This is a genomic window from Amycolatopsis sp. NPDC049691 (assembly GCF_040675005.1).
GTDB lineage: Bacteria > Actinomycetota > Actinomycetes > Mycobacteriales > Pseudonocardiaceae > Amycolatopsis.
The window spans coordinates 235,927-255,477 of sequence record NZ_JBFANX010000002.1; the positions used below are offsets into that span (position 1 = coordinate 235,927).

Annotated in this window: 21 protein-coding genes; 14 read left to right on the forward strand and 7 right to left on the reverse strand. The window is 70.5% G+C overall.

Annotated elements, in window-relative coordinates; genetic code table 11:
- Nucleotides 1-4 precede the first annotated feature (4 nt).
- A complete protein-coding gene (locus AB0J40_RS05360; protein WP_364447926.1) occupies nt 5-1,885 on the reverse strand; it encodes an FAD/NAD(P)-binding protein in 1,881 nt (626 codons plus the stop codon).
- A gap of 248 nt (nt 1,886-2,133) precedes the next feature.
- On the opposite strand from AB0J40_RS05360, the gene AB0J40_RS05365 reads away from it, so the two are divergent.
- From AB0J40_RS05365 to AB0J40_RS05380, 4 genes are all read left to right on the forward strand, one after another.
- Nucleotides 2,134-2,424 (forward strand): hypothetical protein, encoded by a 291-nt coding sequence (locus tag AB0J40_RS05365; RefSeq protein WP_364447929.1) that lies wholly within the window; start codon nt 2,134-2,136, stop codon nt 2,422-2,424.
- Nucleotides 2,425-2,504: 80 nt separating this feature from the next.
- Nucleotides 2,505-3,650 (forward strand): LLM class flavin-dependent oxidoreductase, encoded by a 1,146-nt coding sequence (locus tag AB0J40_RS05370; protein ID WP_364447932.1) that lies wholly within the window; start codon nt 2,505-2,507, stop codon nt 3,648-3,650.
- 312 nt (nt 3,651-3,962) lie between these two features.
- Nucleotides 3,963-5,222, forward strand: a complete 1,260-nt coding sequence (locus AB0J40_RS05375; RefSeq protein ID WP_364447935.1) for an MFS transporter — start codon at nt 3,963-3,965, stop codon at nt 5,220-5,222.
- A gap of 319 nt (nt 5,223-5,541) precedes the next feature.
- Nucleotides 5,542-6,708: a GGDEF domain-containing protein gene (locus AB0J40_RS05380; RefSeq protein WP_364448699.1), complete on the forward strand. Its 1,167-nt coding sequence runs from the start codon at nt 5,542-5,544 to the stop codon at nt 6,706-6,708.
- Here AB0J40_RS05380 and AB0J40_RS05385 read toward each other — a convergent pair.
- Complete coding sequence (locus tag AB0J40_RS05385) at nt 6,705-7,349, reverse strand: TetR/AcrR family transcriptional regulator (protein ID WP_086671830.1); 645 nt, start codon at nt 7,347-7,349, stop codon at nt 6,705-6,707. The genes AB0J40_RS05380 and AB0J40_RS05385 overlap by 4 nt on opposite strands.
- A gap of 88 nt (nt 7,350-7,437) precedes the next feature.
- On the opposite strand from AB0J40_RS05385, the gene AB0J40_RS05390 reads away from it, so the two are divergent.
- Nucleotides 7,438-8,652 carry a lipase family protein gene (locus AB0J40_RS05390; protein WP_364447938.1) on the forward strand — a complete coding sequence of 405 codons (1,215 nt, stop codon included), beginning with the start codon at nt 7,438-7,440 and terminating at the stop codon, nt 8,650-8,652.
- Nucleotides 8,653-8,692: 40 nt separating this feature from the next.
- Here AB0J40_RS05390 and AB0J40_RS05395 read toward each other — a convergent pair whose 3' ends face one another.
- On the reverse strand, nt 8,693-9,103 hold the full coding sequence (locus AB0J40_RS05395; protein WP_364447941.1) for a DUF3151 domain-containing protein: 411 nt from the start codon (nt 9,101-9,103) through the stop codon (nt 8,693-8,695).
- Between the two features lie 21 nt (nt 9,104-9,124).
- Entirely contained in the window at nt 9,125-9,397 is a 273-nt protein-coding gene (locus AB0J40_RS05400; protein WP_364447943.1) for a hypothetical protein, read from the reverse strand.
- Here AB0J40_RS05400 and AB0J40_RS05405 point away from each other — a divergent pair.
- From AB0J40_RS05405 to AB0J40_RS05415, 3 genes are read left to right on the forward strand one after another with little or no spacing between them, the layout of a single operon-like run.
- Entirely contained in the window at nt 9,396-10,568 is a 1,173-nt protein-coding gene (locus tag AB0J40_RS05405; RefSeq protein WP_364447946.1) for a hypothetical protein, read from the forward strand. The two genes, AB0J40_RS05400 and AB0J40_RS05405, sit on opposite strands and share 2 nt — an antisense overlap.
- Before the next feature lie 22 nt (nt 10,569-10,590).
- Nucleotides 10,591-10,869 carry a type II toxin-antitoxin system prevent-host-death family antitoxin gene (locus AB0J40_RS05410; RefSeq protein ID WP_364447948.1) on the forward strand — a complete coding sequence of 93 codons (279 nt, stop codon included), beginning with the start codon at nt 10,591-10,593 and terminating at the stop codon, nt 10,867-10,869.
- Entirely contained in the window at nt 10,862-11,266 is a 405-nt protein-coding gene (locus AB0J40_RS05415) for a type II toxin-antitoxin system VapC family toxin (protein WP_364447950.1), read from the forward strand. Before AB0J40_RS05410 ends, AB0J40_RS05415 begins: the two co-directional genes overlap by 8 nt.
- A gap of 47 nt (nt 11,267-11,313) precedes the next feature.
- Here the strand turns inward: AB0J40_RS05415 and fbaA are convergent, their stop codons facing one another.
- Together fbaA and AB0J40_RS05425 are read right to left on the reverse strand one after the other, a co-directional pair.
- Nucleotides 11,314-12,345: a class II fructose-bisphosphate aldolase gene (gene fbaA, locus AB0J40_RS05420; protein WP_364447952.1), complete on the reverse strand. Its 1,032-nt coding sequence runs from the start codon at nt 12,343-12,345 to the stop codon at nt 11,314-11,316.
- 154 nt (nt 12,346-12,499) lie between these two features.
- Entirely contained in the window at nt 12,500-13,324 is an 825-nt protein-coding gene (locus AB0J40_RS05425) for an LLM class F420-dependent oxidoreductase (RefSeq protein ID WP_364447954.1), read from the reverse strand.
- A 63-nt stretch (nt 13,325-13,387) separates the two neighbouring features.
- Between AB0J40_RS05425 and AB0J40_RS05430 the strand changes: the two genes are divergently transcribed.
- The 6 genes from AB0J40_RS05430 to AB0J40_RS05455 all read left to right on the forward strand — a co-directional run bounded on the left by AB0J40_RS05430 (nt 13,388) and on the right by AB0J40_RS05455 (nt 19,146).
- Nucleotides 13,388-14,296, forward strand: coding sequence for an aldo/keto reductase (locus tag AB0J40_RS05430; protein WP_364447957.1), 909 nt, complete (start codon nt 13,388-13,390; stop codon nt 14,294-14,296).
- A gap of 71 nt (nt 14,297-14,367) precedes the next feature.
- Nucleotides 14,368-15,279, forward strand: coding sequence for an SDR family oxidoreductase (locus tag AB0J40_RS05435; protein WP_364447960.1), 912 nt, complete (start codon nt 14,368-14,370; stop codon nt 15,277-15,279).
- A gap of 2 nt (nt 15,280-15,281) precedes the next feature.
- Nucleotides 15,282-15,755: a pyridoxamine 5'-phosphate oxidase family protein gene (locus AB0J40_RS05440; RefSeq protein WP_364447963.1), complete on the forward strand. Its 474-nt coding sequence runs from the start codon at nt 15,282-15,284 to the stop codon at nt 15,753-15,755.
- Nucleotides 15,756-15,836: 81 nt separating this feature from the next.
- Nucleotides 15,837-17,309 (forward strand): NAD(P)/FAD-dependent oxidoreductase, encoded by a 1,473-nt coding sequence (locus AB0J40_RS05445; protein ID WP_364447966.1) that lies wholly within the window; start codon nt 15,837-15,839, stop codon nt 17,307-17,309.
- Nucleotides 17,306-18,157 (forward strand): metal-dependent hydrolase, encoded by an 852-nt coding sequence (locus AB0J40_RS05450; RefSeq protein WP_364447969.1) that lies wholly within the window; start codon nt 17,306-17,308, stop codon nt 18,155-18,157. Before AB0J40_RS05445 ends, AB0J40_RS05450 begins: the two co-directional genes overlap by 4 nt.
- A complete protein-coding gene (locus tag AB0J40_RS05455) occupies nt 18,154-19,146 on the forward strand; it encodes a PDR/VanB family oxidoreductase (protein ID WP_364447971.1) in 993 nt (330 codons plus the stop codon). The genes AB0J40_RS05450 and AB0J40_RS05455 overlap by 4 nt, the downstream gene beginning before the upstream one ends.
- Here the strand turns inward: AB0J40_RS05455 and AB0J40_RS05460 are convergent.
- Complete coding sequence (locus AB0J40_RS05460) at nt 19,141-19,425, reverse strand: YciI family protein (RefSeq protein ID WP_364447974.1); 285 nt, start codon at nt 19,423-19,425, stop codon at nt 19,141-19,143. The two genes, AB0J40_RS05455 and AB0J40_RS05460, sit on opposite strands and share 6 nt — an antisense overlap.
- Nucleotides 19,426-19,551: the final 126 nt, after the last annotated feature.

The following is a 19,551-nucleotide window of genomic DNA, read 5'->3' on the forward strand; positions in this document are numbered from 1 at the left end:
GGTTCTAGCCGCCTTGACCACTCACGAGCGCCAGGATCTCGCGGGCCACGGCGTCGTTCTGGCGGAAGCTCGCCGCGTTCGTGCGGGGCCGGGTGAACGCCGCCGCCGAGCGGGCGCTCGTGTGGGGGCCCATCGCGAACCGGTGCGGGTGGGGGCGGCCCGTGCCGTCGAGGAGGCGGGAGTCCGACACGCGCGTGTGGATCCGGCCCGACGGCAGCGACGCGCCGGACACCGGGTCCGCCACCGTCTCCTCGGCCAGCTCGCCCGCGTCGCGCAGCTGACGGAGCAGGCCGTCGGCCGCGCGGGTCACGCTCGGGCCCGGGAGCCGCGCCTCGACGAGCGTCCGCGCGGACACCGTTCCCGGGTAGCTGGCGGTGGTCGCGACGAACGCGCCGCCGTCCGCCGTCACCTGCATTTCCGCGCCCGCGAACGAAACCACGCCTGCTTCGTGCAGCGCCAGCAGCTCCTCCAGCCGGCGGGGCGGCGGTCCGCTGGCGTAGTAGGAGAAGAAGCCGTGGAACCAGCCGTCCATATCGGACACCTGCGAAGCCGCGTTCAGCCGTCCTTTTTGGACTAGCACCGGCAGCTGGCCGTACACCGACAGCAACGCCATGAACGCGCCGAGGTCGGCGCTGAACTCCTGGTCGGCCCGGCGCGCGAGGTCGGCCTCGACGTACTCGCGCAGTTCCTTGCCGAACTCCTCGGCCGTGCCGAATGAGCGGCCCTCCAGGGGCCGGTCCAGGCGGTCGAGGTCGAGGCGGTCGGCCTCGGCGGGCACCGCCCGCGCCACGAGGTCGCGCATGCCCGGCGAATCCCAGGGCAGGTCGGCGAAAGCGTCGGCGAACACCGCGAAGTCCAGGCGCACGCGGTCGGGGTGGCCGGTGAACAGCTCGCTGTAGTAGCCCCAGGCCAGTTCCTTCGCGATCAGCGGCCAGACGTCCGCGCGGAAGTCGAGCGCGTCGCCGGCGAGGCCGTCCATGGCGTAGGCGTCGAAGAACCGGGGCAGCCGCGGCGGTTTCCCGCGCAGCCGGTAGCCGATCTTCGCGTGGTAGGGCACCCCGCGCCGCGAACCGACGTGCAGCACCGGCTCGGCGCCGCTCGGGTGGTAGCGCAGGCCGCCGGACGGGAGTTCCTCGAACCGGCCGCCGCGGCCCTCGGTGAGCAGCAGCATCAGGTCGACGAACGCCAGCCCGAACCCGCGCACCAGCACCGTTTCGCCCGGCGCGATGCCGGAGTAGTCGACGTCGGCGGTGTAGCCGGCCGGGTAGTAGGCGAGCCCGTGCCGCGCGGCGAACGCCACCAGCTCCTGCTCGCGGTCGTCCGGCTCGGCGTCGAGGTGCCCGACGGTGAACACGACGGCGTCCGCGCGCACGGTCGTGCCGTCGGACAGGCTGACGGTGTACCCGTCGACCCCCACCGCCCGCGCCGCGTGCTCGACGACGTCGATGCCGTCGGGGAGATCGCCGAGCACCTTGCGGTAGAACCAGGTCAGGTAGGCGCTCTGCAACCGGCGGGTCGGGAAGTCGAAGCTGCCGAGGGCGGCCAGCTCGGCGACGACGTCCGGCGGGACCTCGGCGTCGAGCGCGCCGTCACGCACCTTTCGCGCCCACTCCAGCAGCGTCGGCCCCGGCCGGACCGGCCCCGCCATCTTCACCGACTCGTCGGTGAACATCGTGACGTCCTCGGGCATGGAGTTCATCCGCAGCAGCGGCGACTGGTCGTAGCGCCAGACGCGGCCGGGCCCGGGCGGGAACGGGTCGATCAGGTGCACCTCGAGCCGCCGGTCGCCCAGCAGGTCCGCGTTCGCGCCGAGCCGTTCGAGGACGCCGACCCCGCGGGGTCCGGCGCCCACGACAGCGAGGGTGAACGGCGCACGATCGGCCACGCGACCGAAGCTACGCGCGGGATCCGGCCTCGGACGTCCTTCCCATACTCCGGAATTCCGGGAATAAAACCAAACACTCCGGCGACCGGCGCCGAATCCCCGGGGCAGGTTGGCGAGAGGAGCGGATTTGTCCGTAGTCCACCAAGGCGCCGCGGCCTTCACACCCGCTTTGCGGGGGTCCGGGTGGCGAAGCCCCCGGCCGCGGGGCCAAGCCCCGCTTGTCGCAGCAGCACCGCGGCTGCGAAGACTTGGCCGCTGAAACAGGTCCGCCGCACCGCGTCCACACCGCGCAGGACGTGGTCGGCACCCTGCTCAGGGGCAACTGGGCGATCTTCGCGCACGAGTGGGCCGATCCGGACGGGATCGACCCGGCGCACTGGCGGGACGTCGTCGAGGCCGCGTCGGAGGCGGCCGGGGTCGACGTCGAGTTCGTGGTCATCCCGCGCCGGTCGCTGACCGTCGTGTTCAACCGGGCGGCCCCGCCCACCTTCGAGCAGGTCCGCGCGTCGATCGAGGTGATCGAGGCGTACCGGGCCTGAGTTCCACCCTGCGGACTTCGTTGCCGCCCACCCGCGCCCAGGCGTAGCTCTGGCGAGTACCGACGTGGATGGAGGACGGTATGCCGGTCGAGTTCCTGGGCATCGGGGGCACGCACGACGGGTCGGAGACGCACGCCCGGTCGGGCGGGGTGTTCGACAAGGAGTACACGCTGCGCCTGGCCCGCGCGCACGAGGACTTCGGCTGGGACCGGGTCCTGTTCGCCTACGGCTCCGGCTCGCCGGACCCGGCACAGGCGGCCGCGTACGTCGCCACGAAGCTCGAGAAGCTGCAGATCCTGCTCGCGCACCGCCCGAACGTCTCGTACCCGACGTTCGCGGCGAAGACGTTCGCGACGCTCGACCAGATCTCCGACGGCCGCCTGACGGTCCACTTCATCACCGGCGGCAACGATCACGAGCAGCAGCGCGAAGGCGACTACCTCACGAAGGACCAGCGCTACGCCCGGACGCGCGAAGCCATCCAGATCATCAAGAAGGCGTGGACGTCGGACGAGCCGTTCGGCTTCGAGGGCGAGTACTACCGCTTCGCGGACTACGTCGCCGACGTGAAGCCGGTGCAGCAGCCGCGGCCTGGGGTGTCGTTCGGCGGCTCGTCACCGGCCGCGTACGCCGCCGGGGGCGCCGAAGCGGACATCTACTGCCTGTGGGGCGAGCCGCTGGCCCAGACCGCGGAGCAGATCGAGTCGGTGAAGGCCGCGGCGCTGGCGGCCGGCCGCACGGACGTGCCGCGGATCCAGGTCGCGTTCCGCCCGATCATCGCGCCCACCGAGGAGCTGGCCTGGGAGAAGGCCTACGCGACGGTCGGAGCGATCAAGGACCGGACGAAGGGCGGTCAGCCGCTGACCCGGCGGCACAAGCTGACCGAGCCGGAGAACACGGGCTCCCAGCGGCTGCTGGCCGTGGCGGCCCAGGGCGAGCGGTTCGACCGCGCGCTGTGGACCCCGACGGCGGCCGCGACGGGCGGCGCGGGCAACTCGAACGCGCTGGTGGGGACGCCGGAGACGGTGGCGCAGGCGTTGCTGGACTACTACGACCTGGGCGTCGAGATCCTCTCGGCGCGGGGCTACGACATGCTCGGCGACACGATCGACTTCGGCCGGTACGTCATCCCGATCGTCCGGGAAGAAGTGGCGAAGCGCGACGCCGAGCGGGCGTCGGCGGCGACCCGCAGTCCCGCCGAGGACGCCCTCGCCGTCGACGGCTGATCCGTCGCCGTTCCCCCGGTAGCCACCTCGCGGCCGCGAGGTGGCTACTTTTGCCTCTGGTCCTGGGCCAACGGGTACGGAATGATCCATTGGTGACTCCTGGGCGACCGGTCGGACACTGCGGGCTATCGTCTGACACGTTCGGGGAGCTCCGTGACACGTTGGATACCGGCTAAAGCACCTAGAGATTCACCAACAGTCACGGGACACTAGCTGGAGCAACTCACGTACCGTGACTGCCCGATGACCGGCTGATTCATGCGTCGCCGCTGGTCATGCGCGCCACGGTCTGCACAAGGTCGGGAGAAACGCATGGCAGCACCGCCGGACCGGGTCACGTTCCGCGAGGTGTTCGGGATCGCCGAGTTCCGCGCGCTGTGGCTCGCGGAACTGCTGTCCATGGCGGGCGACCAGCTCGCGAGAGTCGCGCTGTCCGTGCTCGTCTTCACCGGCACCGGCTCGGCCACGCTCACCGGCCTCACCTACGCGCTGACGTTCGCCCCGTCGCTGGTCGGCGGCATCTTCCTGACCGGGCTCGCCGACCGCTTCCCGCGCCGCTCGGTGATGGTCGCCGTCGACGTCGGGCGCGCCGCGCTCATCGGGCTCGTCGCGCTGCCCGGCCTGCCGTTCTGGCTGGTGTGCGTGCTCGTCGGCGGCGTCTCGCTGCTGAACCCGCCGTTCAAGGCGTCCCAGCTGGCCCTGCTGCCGCAGGTGCTGGAGGGCGACCGGTTCGTCGTCGGGATGGGCATCCGGAGCATGACCGTGCAGTCGGCCCAGCTCCTCGGCTTCGCCGGCGGCGGCGCGCTGCTGCTGGCCGTCGAGCCGCACATCGCGCTGGCCATCGACGCGGCGACGTTCCTGCTCTCCGCGCTCTTCGTCCGGTTCGGCCTGCGCGCCCGCCCCGCCGCGGCGACCGGCGAGAAGCGCAAGAAGTTCCTCGCGATGATCAGCACCGGCGGCAGCGTGGCCTTCCGCGACTCGGCGCTGTGCTCGCTCGTGCTGTTCACCTGGCTGATGGGCCTGCTCCCGGTGTACGAGGGCATCGCGGCGCCCTACGTCGCTTCGGCGGGTGGCGGCTCGGCCGCGATCGGCCTGCTGCTGGCCGCCGACCCGGTCGGCAGCGTGATCGGCACGTTCATCTACACCCGGTGGGTGCCGGCCCGGGTCCGGCCGCGGCTGATCGGGCTGATGTCGCTGCTCTGCGCGATCCCGTTGCTGCTGTGCCTGCTGCAGCCCGGGCCGTGGGTGTCGATCGCGCTGTTCGTCGTCTCCGGCGGGTTCGGCACGATCGCGCTGCTGCAGGCGACGGCGTCGCTGACGCTCGCGGTGCCCGACGAGACCCGCGCCCAGACGATGGGGCTGTCCAACACCGGGCTGACGACGATGCTGGGCATCAGCCCCTTGATCGGCGGGCTGCTGGCCGACCACGTGAGCCCGCAGACGACCGTCGGCATCTTCGGCCTTGTCGGAATCGTAATGACCCTGCCACTGGCGCTGGTGTGGCAGCGGAGCCTGGGCGCGAACCCCGGGCGATGGGTCGACGAAGAAGCCACACGCGCGGAACATGCATGACATGCCCCAGCGCGTGGGCTGACCTGCGCGACCTTGGCGGTGCGGCTAGTCGGTCACTGTTCCTTCGTGCGCATCGCTGGTCACCCTTCATCCGGCGTCAGAGAAAAGGTACACACCTCAGGCCCTTGTGGACAGGCGGCAAACGGGCTGAAACTGTGCGTGAGTAGTTTGTCACGGCATAGTTGCGCAAGCCAATGGGGGAAGAATGATTACATCGGGGGAACAGACTGGACAAGCCTCGGTTTCTCTGATCCGTAACTGGGCTCTGTGGTCGCGACCGCGCAGGTGGATCGCGGTCACGCTCACGGCGATGGCCGCGATGGTGGTCTGGACCGTCACCACGGCCGTGGTGGTTCCGGTGACGAGCAGCGCACTGGGGATGTTCGCGTTGATCACCGGGCTCGCCGTCGCGCAGACGGAGATCAGCAGGCGGATCGAACGCCAGCGCCGCACCCTGAGCAAGGGCCCGCACATCAGCACCACCTCGGTGTGGCTGGTGCCGGCGAGCCTGCTCCTGCCGCCGCAGCTGGTCACCGCGCTCGGTCTCGTGCTCTACGTCTACCTCGCCTTCCGCAGCTGGTCCGGCACCCGGCCGGGGCAGCCGCACCGCGTCGCCGCGAACATGACGACGGCGATCCTTTCGGGACTGGCGGCGAACCTCGTGGGCCCGGTGGGGAGCGGGCACACGGTGGCGACGGTCGGCGCGGCGGCGCTCGTGTTCTTCGTGGTCAACACCGCGCTCACCGGCCTCGGCCTGTACTGCGCGGACCCGGCCAAGGCCACCCTGGCGTCGTGCCTCGGCACCATGGACGACAACCTGCTGGAGCTGGCGCTGCTGTCGGTCGGCGGGCTGCTGACGATGATGCTGGCCGACGAGCCCTACCTGTCCGTGCTGGTCATCCTGCCGCTGTACGTGCTGCAGCGGTCCGTGCTGATCAAGCGGCTCGAGGAGCTCGCCACCACCGACCAGAAGACCCAGCTGCTCAACGCGACGACCTGGCAGGACGGCGCCCAGCGCGAGATCTCCCGCGCCCAGCGCGAAAACGGCAGCTTCGGCGCCATGATGATCGACCTCGACCACTTCAAGCGGATCAACGACACCTACGGGCACCTCGCGGGGGACGACGTGCTCAAGGCGGTCGCCGCCGTGGTCAAGCAGGAAACCCGGGCGCACGACCTGGTCGGCCGGTTCGGCGGCGAGGAGTTCGTCGCGCTGCTGCCCGCGACGTCCAAAGAAGACGCCATCGTGACGGCGGAACGGATCCGGCAACGGGTCAGCGAGCTGGTCATCAGCACGACGACCAACGAAGGCGCCGCCGTCGACATCGAACGCCAGACGGCGTCGATCGGCGTCGCCGCCTACCCGCTCGACGGGTCGTCGATCGAAGAAGTGATGGCATCCGCCGACGCGGCCGTGTACGCGGCCAAGCACGGCGGGCGCAACCGGGTGGTGGGTTCCGCCGAGGTGGCCCTCGCCGCGGCTTAGCGCAGCCGGTCGATGACGTCGCTCGCCTTCGTCTGGAGGCGGGCGACGCCGCCGACCGTGAATTCGGTGAGCAGGTCGATCAGGGCTTCCTGGTCCGGCGGCTCGCCGTCCCAGGTCGCCTGCACCAGTGACTCCGTCATCGCGAAGAAGAGCGTGACGAGCGCGCGGTCGGCGCGGCCGGAGTCGATGCCGTGCGCGGCCCACCGCTTGCGGGCGGCGCCGGCGTAGACGACCGCCAGCCTCTCCCTCAACCGGGTGAGAGCGGGGTCGCCCGCGCGCTCGGCCGCCCGGAGTACGCCGTAGGCCTCCGGGCTGTCCGCGACGAAGGTGACCATGTTGGCGTAGTTGGCTCGTGCCCAGGCCCGCAGGCCCGGCTGCGGGTCGGTCACCGCCGGGCTCGCGATGGCGGCGAACGCCTGCTCCTCCGTCACGGCCACGACCTCGGAAAACAGCGTCGCGCGGTCCCCGAACTGCTCGTAGACGGCCTGGCGGGAGACGCCGGCCTCGCGCGCGATCTGCTCGATCGTCGCGCCCTGCATCCCGTGCTGCGCGACGACCTTCGCCGTCGCGTGCAGGACGCGGGCGCGCTGCTCCCCGACCGGGAGCTTGCGCGGCCGCCCGCGCGGAGCCGGGCTTGACATTGTGGTCCACCTCACGTGATTCTTTTTCCGACACCTCTGTCTGAAAAGGTGTTCCCCGCGCACTAGTCCTGCTCAACGAGGAGCAAGCATGCGTATCTTCCCTCGCCGCGCCCTGTCCGCGGCGGTCGCCACGGTTTCCGTTCTGGCCCTGGTGGCACCCGGCGCCTCCGCCGCGTCCTTCTACGATCCCCCCTCACCCCTGCCCGCCGGGAGCGACGGCGACGTCATCCGGCACGAGGCGTCGACGTTCTACGTCGACCCGGTCAAGCTGATCAAGGCCGACGCGGAGGTGCAGCGGATCATGTACCGCAGCACCGACACGCACGGTTCGCCGATCGCCGTCACCGGCACGGTGCTGACCCCGCGCTCGGCGTGGCACGGCGCCGGCGTGCGCCCGATCGTCTCCTACGCCGTCGGCACGCAGGGCGAGGGCGACGACTGCGCGCCGTCGAAAGCGCTTGCCGCCGGCTTCGAGTACGAGGGCCCGTTCATCGCCGGGCTGCTGACGCGGGGCTACGGCGTCGTCGTCACCGACTACGAAGGGCTCGGGACGCCGGGCGACCACACGTACGTCAACCGCGCGGCGGAAGGGCACGCGGTGCTCGACGCGATCCGCGCGGCGCAGCGGCTGCCGGAAGCGGGCCTGCCGGACGACGGCCCGGTCGCGATCGCGGGCTACTCCCAGGGCGGCGGCGCGTCGGCCGCCGCGGCGGAGCTGCAGCCGAGCTACGCGCCCGAGCTGAAGCTGAAGGGCGCGTACGCGGGCGCGGTGCCCGCGGACCTGGCTTCGGTGGCCAAGAACCTCGACGGCCACTACGCGGTCGGCTTCCTCGGCTTCGCGCTGGTGAGCATGAACTACGCGTACCCGGAGCTGAACATCCCGGCGCTGCTCAACGCGCGCGGCAAGCAGCTGTTCGAGCAGGTCCGGACCGAGTGCACGGTGGAGGCGATCGCGGCGCACGCGTTCACGCAGTCGTCGACGTTGACGACCGACGGCCGCTCGCTCACCGCGTACCTCGGCGAGGAGCCGTACGCGTCGCGGGTGGCGGAGCAGAAGATCGGGAGGCTGAAGCCGTCGGTGCCGGTGCTGATCGTCCACAGCGCACTCGACGACATCGTGCCCTACGCGCAGGACCGCGACCTGGGCCGGACGTGGTGCGGCAAGGGCGTGAAGGTGCAGTTCAGCACGTCACTGGTGCCGACGCACGTGCTCACCGCGGTGCGCGCGTTCCCGGAGGCGTTCGCGTGGCTGGAAGGCCGCTTCGCCGGCCTCCCGGCGCTGAGCAACTGCGGCCTGTTCTGACCCGCGGGGCCCGGGACCGCGCGGTCCCGGGCCCACGGCGTCACTTCAGGCCGGTGGCTTCCGCGGCGGCGGGGTCGGAGTCGGCGAGGAACGTCCGGCAGCGGTCGTACTCCTCGGTCTCGCCGATCTTCCCGGCGGCCTTGCCGAGGACGGCGAGGGCACGCAGGAACCCCTGGTTGGGGCGGTGCGACCACGGCACCGGGCCGAAGCCCTTCCAGCCGGCGCGGCGCAGCTGGTCGAGACCCCGGTGGTAGCCGGTGCGGGCGTACGCGTACGCGGCGATGGTCTCGCCCGCGTCCAGGGCCTTCTCGGCCAGCGAAGCCCACGCCTCGCTGTAGTCGGGGTGTTCGGCCGCGACGGCGGCCGGGTCGTTCCCGGCGTCGAGCGCGGCCTGGGCGGCGGTGTGCTCGGGCAGCAGCGTCGGCTCGGGGCCGAGCAGGTTGTGCGTCATGCCGCCCATTCTGCACGCGAGTCAGAAGAACAGGCCCGCGAGAACCCCGCCGCCGGCCAGTACCAGAGCGCCGACCAGGACGGCGGCCACAACTCGTTTCGGCATCATGGCGGCACACCATGCCAAGCCGTGCACATCGAAGGCAAGTCGTCCACCCCTAAGGGTGAATCCGGGCGCGAAGCGCCTCCGTTGAGGGTGGCGGCGGGGAAGAAGGTAGGGGGGAATCCGGATTTTCGCGGCTTTCGCCACGGTCCTGACCCGCTCGTGACCATGACCGGCCATGATGTCCGACATGGCCAAGGCAGTCGACGTCCCGGTGGACGTGATCCCGCGCAGCCCCGTCGGCAAGACGCGGCTGTTCTTCACGCGGCACTGGCACCGCGGCGCTCCCGGGCAGCCGACCCCGGACTGGGTGCTCCGGTTCTGCTACGGGATGTGGCTGGCGGCGTTCGCGTTCAAGCTGCTGGGCTCGTCGTGGGACATGTCGTGGCACTTCAGGTGGCTGCGCGACGACCTGGCGCCGCCGCACCTGATCAACACCGTCGGCACGGTGATCATCGTCGTGCTGGTGGCGATCCACAGCTACACGGGGCTGGGTGCCGACAAGACGTCCCTGCGGCTGATGCAGATCGGCCTGCTGACGTTCCTGGTGGCGGCGCCGCTGGACGTGATCAACCACCGCGTCAACGGCCTGGACCTGACCGCGTGGAGCCCGTCCCACATGATGTTGTACCTGGGCACGGGCATCATGCAGGCGGGCGTCCTGCTCGGCTGGCTGCGGCTGTCCCCGCCGGGCCGCTTCCGGACGGGCGTGCTGCTGGCGCTGTGGGCGTTCTTCCTGGAGAACACGTTCTTCCCGAACGGCCAGCAGGAGTACGGCATCCTGGGCCTGCGCGCGTGGGAGCGCGGCGAGCCGGAGGCGGAGAAGTCGCTGCTGGACTTCGCGGCGAACCAGATCGGCCACCCGGTCGACCGGACGGCGGTGCTGCACTTCACGATGCCGATCCCGGAGTGGGTGTACCCGCTGTGGGGCATCGGCGTGATGGCGCTGATCCTGGTCCTGGCCCGCCGGACGCTGGGCTTCCGCTGGGCGGCCACTTCGGTGGCGCTGGCGTACGTGGCCTACCGGTCGGTGATGTGGCCGCTGCTGCTGGGGCTGGGGTTCCCGGTGTCGACGGTGCCGTTCTACCTGCTGTTCGTGGGGTTGGCGGTGGACCTGGCGTTCTCCGTCGGAGCCGGCGTTGTCCAGGCCGGCGCGGGAGCGCTGCTGGTGACGGCGTTCGGGTACGGGGCGTTCTGGGTGCAGTCGCAGTTCCGGCCGTGGGTGCTGGGTGACGCCCACACGGAGTCGGCCCCGCCGGCGGCCTACTGGACGGCTTTGGTGGTGCTGGGCGGGGTGTTCGCCCTCTGGGCGGCGGCCGGCCCGGCTTCGCGCCGCTGGTCGGCAAGGCGGGTAATCGTGTAGCACACGGTGCTACACTCGTTCGGTGAACATCATCAGCCAACGGGAGTTCCGGAACAATTCGGCCGCGATCATGGACGCGGTCGAAGCCGGCGAGACGTACCACGTCACCCGCAACGGCGTGGAGATCGCCGAACTGCGGCCGGTGCCGCGCCGGAAGCGGTTCACGGCCGAAGAGCTGGTGGCGCGGCACAAGCGACTTCCCACGGTGGACGCGGCCGAGCTGCGACGGGATGCCGACGAGTTCTTCGGCGAGGATCGCCTCGGCGACCACGACAACCCCTGGGACCGCCAGCGTGGCTGACCGACACACCGTGGGTGTGCTGGACACCTGCACCTACATCGAGCTCGGCACCCTGGATCCGAAGACCCTCCCGGAGTTCCCGGAGATCACCGCGGTGACCATGGCCGAGCTCCACCAGGGCGTCGTCATGACGGCGGACCCGGCCACGAAGGCGCTGCGGAACGAGCAGCTGGGCGCGGCGATCGTCGAATTCACCCCGTTGCCGTTCGACGGCGAGGCCGCCGCGCGCTACGGCACGCTGGTCGCGCTGACGGTGGCCGCGGGCCGCTCACCACGACCGCGCCGGATGGACCTGATGATCGCCGCGATCGCGTCCGTGCACGGCTTGCCGTTGTACACCCGCAATGCGAAGGACTTCAAAGGCCTCGAAAGCCTGCTGGAAGTCGTCGAGGTCTGAACACGACGAAGGCCGCCACGAGAGTTCGTGGCGGCCTTCGTGTTGTCCTACTTGACCTTCGTGCCCGCCGAGCCGAGCGCCTGGCACGCCTCAACCACGCGCTGCGCCATCCCGGCCTCCGCGGCCTTCAGGTACGACCGCGGGTCGTAGACCTTCTTGTTGCCGACCTCGCCGTCGATCTTCAGGACGCCGTCGTAGTTCTTGAAGAAGTGGTCCACGATCGGGCGCGTGAACGCGTACTGCGTGTCCGTGTCGACGTTCATCTTCACCACGCCGTACGACACCGCCTCGCGGATCTCCTCCGGGAGCGAGCCCGAGCCGCCGTGGAAGACCAGCTCGAACGGCTTGGAACCGCTGTCCAGGCCGAGCTTCTTGGCCGCCGCCTCCTGGCCGCCCTTCAGCACGTCCGGGCGCAGCTTCACGTTGCCCGGCTTGTACACGCCGTGGACGTTGCCGAACGTCGCCGCCAGCAGGTAACGGCCCTTTTCGCCGGCGCCGAGCGCGTCGATCGTCTTCAGGAAGTCGCCCTCGGCGGTGTACAGCTTCTCGTTGATCTCCGCCTCGACGCCGTCCTCCTCGCCGCCGACGACGCCGATCTCGACCTCGAGGATGATCTTCGCCGCCGCCGTCTTGGCCAGCAGCTCCTGGGCGATCTCGAGGTTCTCGTCGAGGTCGATCGCCGAGCCGTCCCACATGTGGGACTGGAACAGCGGGTTCTGGCCGTTCTTGACGCGCTCGGCCGAGATCTCGATCAGCGGGCGGACGAAGCCGTCCAGCTTGTCCTTCGGGCAGTGGTCGGTGTGCAGCGCGACGTTGACGTCGTACTTCGCCGCGACGACCTGGGCGAACTCCGCCAGCGCGGTCGCGCCGGTCACCATGTCCTTGACCTTCTGGCCGGATGCGAACTCCGCACCGCCGGTGGAGAACTGGATGATGCCGTCGCTCTCCGCCTCGGCGAAGCCGCGGATGGCGGCGTTCACGGTCTCGGACGAGGTCACGTTGATGGCCGGGTAGGCGAACTCGTTCGCCTTGGCCCGGTCGAGCATCTCCGCGTAGACCTCGGGGGTGGCGATGGGCATCGTTACTCCTCCTTGGCACAGGGTGGTCCCGACCGCATCGTACGAGGTGGACCGCCGCCGCACACCGGTCCCCGGCGAGAAACTTTTCCGCACGTGGGATCGGTTCAGAAGGGGGTGCGTCCGGCCGCCGGGCGAACCGGCGGCCGGACGGAGATCACAGCAGCTCGGCGGCCAGGGCGCGGTAGCCCGGCCACGGGTCCTCGTTCAGCACCTGGACCACCACCTGGTCCGCCCCCGCCTCCAGGTGCGCCGACAACCCCCGCGCGATCGTCGCGGCGTCGCCGTGCAGGGCCAGCGCGTCCACCAGGCGGTCACTGCCTTCACCTGAGAGATCGTCGTCCGTGAAGCCGAGTTTCCGCAGGTTGGCGACGTAGTTCGACAGCCCCAGGTAGTACTTGACGGTGTTGCGGCCGATCGCCCGCGCCTCGGCCGCGTCGGTCGACAAGACGACCTTGTGCTCCGGCGCCAGCAGCGGGCCGGAGCCCAGGATTTCGCGCGTCGACCGGGTGTGCTCCGGCGTCGTCAAGTACGGGTGCGCCCCCGCCGTGCGCGAACCCGACAGCTCCACCACCTTCGGGCCCAGCGCCGCCAGGGCGCGGCCGGCGACCGGGACGCCCGCCGCGTCGAGGCCGTCCAAGTAGTCGACCAGGGCCGCGTACGGCTTCTTGTACTCCTTCGTCGCTTCGCGGTGGCCCGCCCCGATGCCCAGCAGGAACCGGTCCGGGTACTTGCCCGCGATGCGCTCGTAGACGCGCGCGATGTCCGCCGGCTCGTCCTGCCAGATGTTCACGATGCCGGTCGCGATGACCAGGGAGTCCGTCGCCTCCAGGATGCCGTCCACCGACGCGAGGTCGGCGCCGCTGGGCGAGCCGCCCAACCAGATCGCCCCGTAGCCGAGCTTCTCCGCTTCCGCCGCGAACTTCGCGTCGACGTTCGCGTGGTACCGCCAGATCCCGAGCTTGCCCAGTTCGATTGCCATGGAACACTCCAACGCGGGGGACGGCGATTTTCCTCCCGGGTCCGGCGAATTACTGTCGAAGACATGACCAAGCTGGGAAACACCGACCTCGACGTCTACGGGCTCAACCTCGGCGGCAACGTCTTCGGCTGGACGGCGGACGAGGCCCAGTCCTTCGCCGTGCTCGACGCCTACGCCGCGGCCGGCGGCAACTTCGTGGACACCGCCGACCTCTACGGCGGCGGGGGCGGCTCCGAGGAGATCCTCGGCAACTGGCTGGCCGCGCGCGGCAACCGGGACGACGTCGTCGTCGCGACCAAGGTCGGCATGTGGGAGGGCCGGCCGGGCCTGTCGGCGAAGAACATCCAGGCGGCGGCCGATGATTCGCTGCGCCGCCTCAGGACCGACCACATCGACCTCTACTACGCGCACCGGGACGACCCGGACACCCCACTAGAGGAGACGCTGACGGCGTTCGACGCGCTGGTCCGCGCGGGCAAGGTCCGCCACCTCGGCGCGTCCAACTACAGCGCCGACCGGCTCGCCGACGCACTGTCCATTTCGGACAAGAACGGCCTGGCCAGGTACGCGGTGCTGCAGCCGCACTACAACCTCCTCGAGCGTGACTACGAGCGCGACCTCGCCCCGCTCGTCGAGCGCGAAGGCCTGGCCACCCTGCCGTTCTTCTCGCTCGCGAAGGGCTTCCTGACCGGCAAGTACCGCACGAAGGACCACCACGTCGACAGCCCGCGCGCCGCCCGCGCGGAGTCCTATTTGGACGAACGCGGCGAGCGCGTGCTCGCGAAGCTCGACGAAGTCGCCGAAGCGCACGGCACGTCGGTCGCCGCGGTGTCGCTCGCCTGGCTGCGGCAGCAGCCGACGGTCGCCGCGCCGATCGCCAGCGCCCGGACGACCGAGCAGCTCACCGACCTGATCGCGTCGGTGCGCCTCGAGCTGAGCGACGCCGAAGTCGCCGAACTGAGCGAAGCCTGACCCTACTGTTGGGTAGCTTACTGCGGGTAAGTTGAGGTACGGTGCCCTCAAGTGACGTCTAGGAGGGCACCGTGGCCAACCCGTTTTCGCTGCTGAGCGGCACCAAGAAGGTCGACGGCAAGGTCGTGCTGATCACCGGCGCCGCCCGCGGCATCGGCGCCGGTCTGGCCGAACGGCTGGCCGCGCGCGGCGCGAAGGTGGCCCTCGTCGGGCTCGAAGCCGACGAGCAGCAGAAGGTCGCCGACCGCATCGGACCGAACGCGCACGCCTGGGAAGCCGACGTCACCAGCTGGGACGCCCTCGAAAGCGCGACGAAGGGCGTCGTCGCGCACTTCGGCGGCATCGACATCGTCATCGCCAACGCCGGCATCGCGACCGCGGGCTTCGTCCGCTCGGTCGACCGGGCCGCGTTCGAGAAGGTCATCGAGGTCGACCTGCTCGGCGTCTGGCGCACGTTCCGCGTCACGCTCCCGCACGTCATCGAGCGCAAGGGCTACCTGCTGGCGATCTCCAGCCTCGCCGCGATCACGCACGCGCCCGGCATGGCGAACTACGCCGCCGCGAAGGCGGGCGTCGAAGCCTTCTCCAACAGCCTCCGCGCCGAGGTCGCCCACCTGGGCGTCAAGGTGGGCGTCGCGCACCCGACGTGGATCCGCACCGACCTGGTCGAAAGCGCCGACGCGCACCCCGTGTTCGGCAAGCTCCGCGCGTCGATGCCCGGCCTGATCGGCAAGACCTACCCCCTCGACGTCGCCCTCGACGACCTCGAAGCCGGCATCCTCAAGCGCGCCCGGACCATCCACGTGCCGCGCTGGGTCGGCGGGCTCAAGCTGCTGCGCGCGTTCCTCCCGCCGATCATCGAAATCGGCTCCCGCAGCCGGGTACCTTCGGCGGACAAGGCCGCGCTCGCCGACATCGAGGCCCGCGGCGCGTTCGAGTCGGCGGTCACCGGCCACGGCGGCCGGGCCGCCACCAAGGGGTGAAGATGTCCCGTCGTGACCAGATCCGGATGACCGAGGACGAAGTGCGCGCGTACTTCGCCGAGCAGAAGGTCATCAACGTCGCCAGCATCGGCCCGAACGGCCGCCCGCACCTCGCGCCGCTCTGGTACTACCCGCACGAGGACGGCGTCGCGACCTGGACGTACGGCACCTCGCAGAAGGCGAAGAACCTCCGGCGCCTGCCGGAGGCGACCGTGCTCATCGAGGACGGCGACAGCTACGAGAAGCTCCGAGGCGTCTCGCTCGAGGCCGATGTCGAGATCATCGAGGACACCGAAGAAGTCACCCGGATGGGCATCACGCTCATGCAGCGGTACGCCGGCGCCAAGCCCGGCGACCCCGTACCGGACGAGCTCAAGGGCTTCATCGCAGGTCAGGCCCCGAAACGCGTCGGGCTGGTCTTCCGCCCGACCAAGGTCGTCAGCTGGGACCACACGAAGCTCGGCGGGACGTACTAACCAGTAGGGAGTACTTCCAAGTAACTGTTACCTGAGGTAACGTCATCTGGGCAGCATCCTCGAAGCAGCGGAGGCCGACAGATGACCGAGCGGTTCAAGGTCGTGATCGTGGGCACCGGGTTTTCCGGGCTCGGCCAGGCGATCCAGCTCGAAAAGGCCGGCATCCGGGACTACGTGATCCTGGAGAAGGCCGACGAGGTGGGCGGGACCTGGCGCGACAACTCCTACCCCGGGTGCGCGTGCGACGTGCAGTCGCACATGTACTCGTTCTCGTACGAGCAGAACCCCAGCTGGTCGCGGTCGTTCTCGCCGCAGCCGGAGATCTTCGACTACCTCAAGGGTGTCGCGGACAAGTACCGGCTGCGCGAGAAGATCCGGTTCGGCGTCGAGCTCACCGGCGCCCACTGGGACGAGCGCGAGCGCCGCTGGACGGCGACCACGAAGGACGGCCGCGAGTTCGTCTCGCAGTTCCTCGTCTCCGGCGTCGGCGGCCTGCACATCCCCCAGGTCCCCGAGCTGCCCGGGATCGCGAAGTTCAAGGGCCAGACCTGGCATTCGGCGCAGTGGAACCACGAGTACGACCTACGCGGCAAGAAGGTCGCCGTCGTCGGCACCGGGGCCAGCGCCGTCCAGTTCGTCCCGAAGATCGCCCCCGAAGTCGCCGAGCTGACGCTCTTCCAGCGCACGCCACCGTGGATCATGCCCAAGCCCGACCACGCGATGCCGTCGTGGGCGCAGACGCTCTTCAAGCGCGTCCCCGGCACCCAGCGCCTCTACCGCAACGCGCTGTACTGGCTGCTCGAAGCCCGCGCCATCGGCTTCAACGGCCACCCGGCGATCATGAAGGCCGGCGAGCTGATCGCGAAGCGCAACATCGCCAAGGGCATCCAGGACCGCGCGCTGCGCAAGAAGGTCACGCCGGACTACACGATGGGCTGCAAGCGCGTCCTGATCTCCAACGACTACTACCCGGCGCTGAACCGGCCGAACGTCGACGTGAACACGGCCGGGATCAAGGAGGTCAAGGCGCATTCGATCGTCGACTCCGCGGGCGTGGAGCACGAGGTCGACGCGATCATCTACGGCACCGGCTTCAAGGTCACCGACGCGCTGGAGTACCTCGACATCACCGGTGTCGACGGGCGCGACCTCGCCAAGGAGTGGGCCACCGAAGGGATGCGGACGCACAAGGGGATCTCCGTCTCCGGCTTCCCGAACCTGTTCTTCCTGCTCGGGCCGAACACCGCGCTGGGCCACAACTCCGTGGTGTTCATGATCGAGTCGCAGTCGCGGTACGTCGTGGACGCCATCAAGCTCGCCGACTCCCGCGACGCCGCCGCGCTCGACGTCCGGCCGGGCGTGCAGGAGAAGTTCCAGCAGGAGATCCAGGACAAGCTGGTCAAGGGCGTCTGGACGCAGGGCGGCTGCAAGAGCTGGTACCTCGACGCCAAGGGCGTCAACCGGACGATCTGGCCGGGCTTCACATGGCGCTACTGGCTGGAGACGCGCAAGGTCGACCCCGCGGACTACGAACTGTCCGGGCGAGCATCGTGACGGACGAGCAGCTCGTGCTGCACGCCCGGGACGTGAAGTTCGACTGGGCGGCGCTGCCGATGCACTGGCTCCCCGGCGAGCCGCAGGCCACGCACACCATCAACGTGCTGCACCTGGCGCTGCCGGAAGGCGAGCGCTGGTTCGTCGAGGTGTTCAAGCAGGCGGTGCCGCTGATCCGGGACGAGCGGCTCAAGGCCGACGTCCTCGGGTTCATCGGCCAGGAGGCGGTGCACGCCGAGGCCCACGACGGCGCGGCGGCGCACCTCGAAGCCGCGGGCGTGCCGGTGCGGCCGTTCGTCGCGCAGATGGAGTGGCTGTTCCGGAAGCTGCTCGGCGACCGCGGCCTCACCGGCCGCGCCGCCGAGGAGTGGCTGGTCGAACGGCTGGGAATCGTCGCCGCGATCGAGCACTACACGGCGTTCCTCGGCCAGTGGGTGCTCGACGCGCCCCTGGAGGAGGCCGGCGCCGACCCGGTGATGCTCGACCTGCTGCGCTGGCACGGCGCCGAGGAGGTCGAGCACCGGTCGGTCGCGTTCGACCTGTTCATGCACCTGGACGGCCGGTACACGCGCCGCGTGCGCAGCATGGCGGCGGTGACGCCGGTGCTGGCGTGGGTCTTCGCGCGCGGCACGCGATATCTGATGCATAACGATCCGACGCACCCGGGCCGCGCTTCGCTGCGGGGCTATCGCCGAGCGGCGAGGCGCGGGTTGCTGCCGAGCGGGCGTCAGCTGCTGCGGGAAATCCGGCCGTACTTCCGGAAGTCGTACCACCCGGCGGAGACCGGGAGCACCGAGCAGGCGGTGGCCTACCTGGCGAGTTCCCCGGCCGCCCGGGCGGCGGAGTGACGCTCGGCCGGCCCACCCGGCTGGACGGCAGTGGCCGCACCGACCGCCTGATGTCCACTTTGGTCGGTGTCGTGGGCGTTTACCGCCGGATGTCGCAATTCAGCGGACGGCGGCGGCCGCCGGTGCGCGCGGTCGACCGGAACCTGCCGCTGGTCGTCGAAGACGTCCGTCCCGAAGCCGAGGGGGTCGTCAGCCTGCGGCTGGCGAACGGCGCGCCACTGCCCTCCTGGCGCGCCGGGGCGCACGTCGACCTCGTGCTGCCCTCCGGCCGGGTGCGGCAGTACTCCCTCTGCGGCGATCCGTCCGAAACGGATCATTACCGCATCGCCGTGCGGAAGATCGGCGTCGCGTCGGCCGAAGTCCACGCGCTCACGCCGGGCACGCGGGTGACCGTCCGGGGCCCGCGGACCGCGTTCCCCCTCGTCGGCGACGGACCGTTCCGGTTCATCGCCGGCGGCATCGGGATCACGCCGATCCTGCCGATGGTCCGCCGCTGTGCCGAAGCAGGCGCCGACTGGCGGCTGGTCTACACCGGCCGCAGCCGGGAGTCGATGCCGTTCCTGGACGAGCTGCCGGACGACGAACGCGTGCGGATCCGCCCGGACACCGAGTACGGCATCCCGGCCTCGGGCGCGGAACTGCTGGAAGATCTGCCCGAAGGGGCAGCGGTGTACTGCTGCGGCCCGGTGCCGATGATCACCGGGGTCCGCGTCGACCTGGCGCTGACCGGCGCGAAAGCCGTCCACTTCGAACGGTTCGCGCCGCCGCCGATCGTCGACGGCGCGCCGTTCCGGCTGACTTTGCGCAGGTCAGGGCAGGTGCTGGACGTCCCGGGCGACCGATCCGCCCTCGACGTCCTCCTCGAAGCGCGCCCGGCCACGCCCTACTCGTGCCGGCAGGGCTTCTGCGGGACGTGCGCGGTGCCGGCGGCCGGCGGCGGGTCGATGCGGATCTGCGTCGACCGCGGCACCACCACGCTCGACCTATGACTCCGCGGGCAGCCAGGCGCCGATCACCGGCTTGAACTCGCGGACGCTGCGCTCGGCGACGACGCCCTCCAGGAAGTACGGGTCCTGGTCGATCGTCTCCTTGAGGTGCGCCTCGTCGTCGGCCTGGTAGAGCGTGAGGCCGCCGGTGCCGTCGCCCAGCGGGCCGGCGACCGCGACGCGGCCCTGCTCGGCCAGCTTGCTCAGGAACTCGCGGTGCCGGGGGCGGACGTCCGGCATCTTCTCCTGGACGTAGGTGATTTCGACGAGGAACCAGGCCATGGGGGCTCTCCGGGGTCGGGCGGGCGGTACGGGGCCGACGCTACCCGGGTCGAGGCGGCCGACCTGTGGCGACGGCAGGCCAACCCGATAGGCTGGGCGTGCGTCAGTACCTGTGTGAGCGCTGTG

Bases quoted from the DNA above. Each gene is read 5' to 3' on its own strand.
- AB0J40_RS05440 (WP_364447963.1), top strand. From the start codon at position 15,282: ATGTCCCGTCGTGACCAGATCCGGATGACCGAGGACGAAGTGCGCGCG.
- AB0J40_RS05370 (WP_364447932.1), top strand. From the start codon at position 2,505: ATGCCGGTCGAGTTCCTGGGCATCGGGGGCACGCACGACGGGTCGGAG.
- AB0J40_RS05400 (WP_364447943.1), bottom strand. From the start codon at position 9,397: ATGTCGGACATCATGGCCGGTCATGGTCACGAGCGGGTCAGGACCGTG.
- AB0J40_RS05380 (WP_364448699.1), top strand. From the start codon at position 5,542: ATGGTGGTCTGGACCGTCACCACGGCCGTGGTGGTTCCGGTGACGAGC.
- AB0J40_RS05460 (WP_364447974.1), bottom strand. From the start codon at position 19,425: ATGGCCTGGTTCCTCGTCGAAATCACCTACGTCCAGGAGAAGATGCCG.
- AB0J40_RS05390 (WP_364447938.1), top strand. From the start codon at position 7,438: ATGCGTATCTTCCCTCGCCGCGCCCTGTCCGCGGCGGTCGCCACGGTT.
- AB0J40_RS05425 (WP_364447954.1), bottom strand. From the start codon at position 13,324: ATGGCAATCGAACTGGGCAAGCTCGGGATCTGGCGGTACCACGCGAAC.
- AB0J40_RS05375 (WP_364447935.1), top strand. From the start codon at position 3,963: ATGGCAGCACCGCCGGACCGGGTCACGTTCCGCGAGGTGTTCGGGATC.
- AB0J40_RS05445 (WP_364447966.1), top strand. From the start codon at position 15,837: ATGACCGAGCGGTTCAAGGTCGTGATCGTGGGCACCGGGTTTTCCGGG.
- fbaA (WP_364447952.1), bottom strand. From the start codon at position 12,345: ATGCCCATCGCCACCCCCGAGGTCTACGCGGAGATGCTCGACCGGGCC.
- AB0J40_RS05405 (WP_364447946.1), top strand. From the start codon at position 9,396: ATGGCCAAGGCAGTCGACGTCCCGGTGGACGTGATCCCGCGCAGCCCC.
- AB0J40_RS05395 (WP_364447941.1), bottom strand. From the start codon at position 9,103: ATGACGCACAACCTGCTCGGCCCCGAGCCGACGCTGCTGCCCGAGCAC.
- AB0J40_RS05430 (WP_364447957.1), top strand. From the start codon at position 13,388: ATGACCAAGCTGGGAAACACCGACCTCGACGTCTACGGGCTCAACCTC.
- AB0J40_RS05385 (WP_086671830.1), bottom strand. From the start codon at position 7,349: ATGTCAAGCCCGGCTCCGCGCGGGCGGCCGCGCAAGCTCCCGGTCGGG.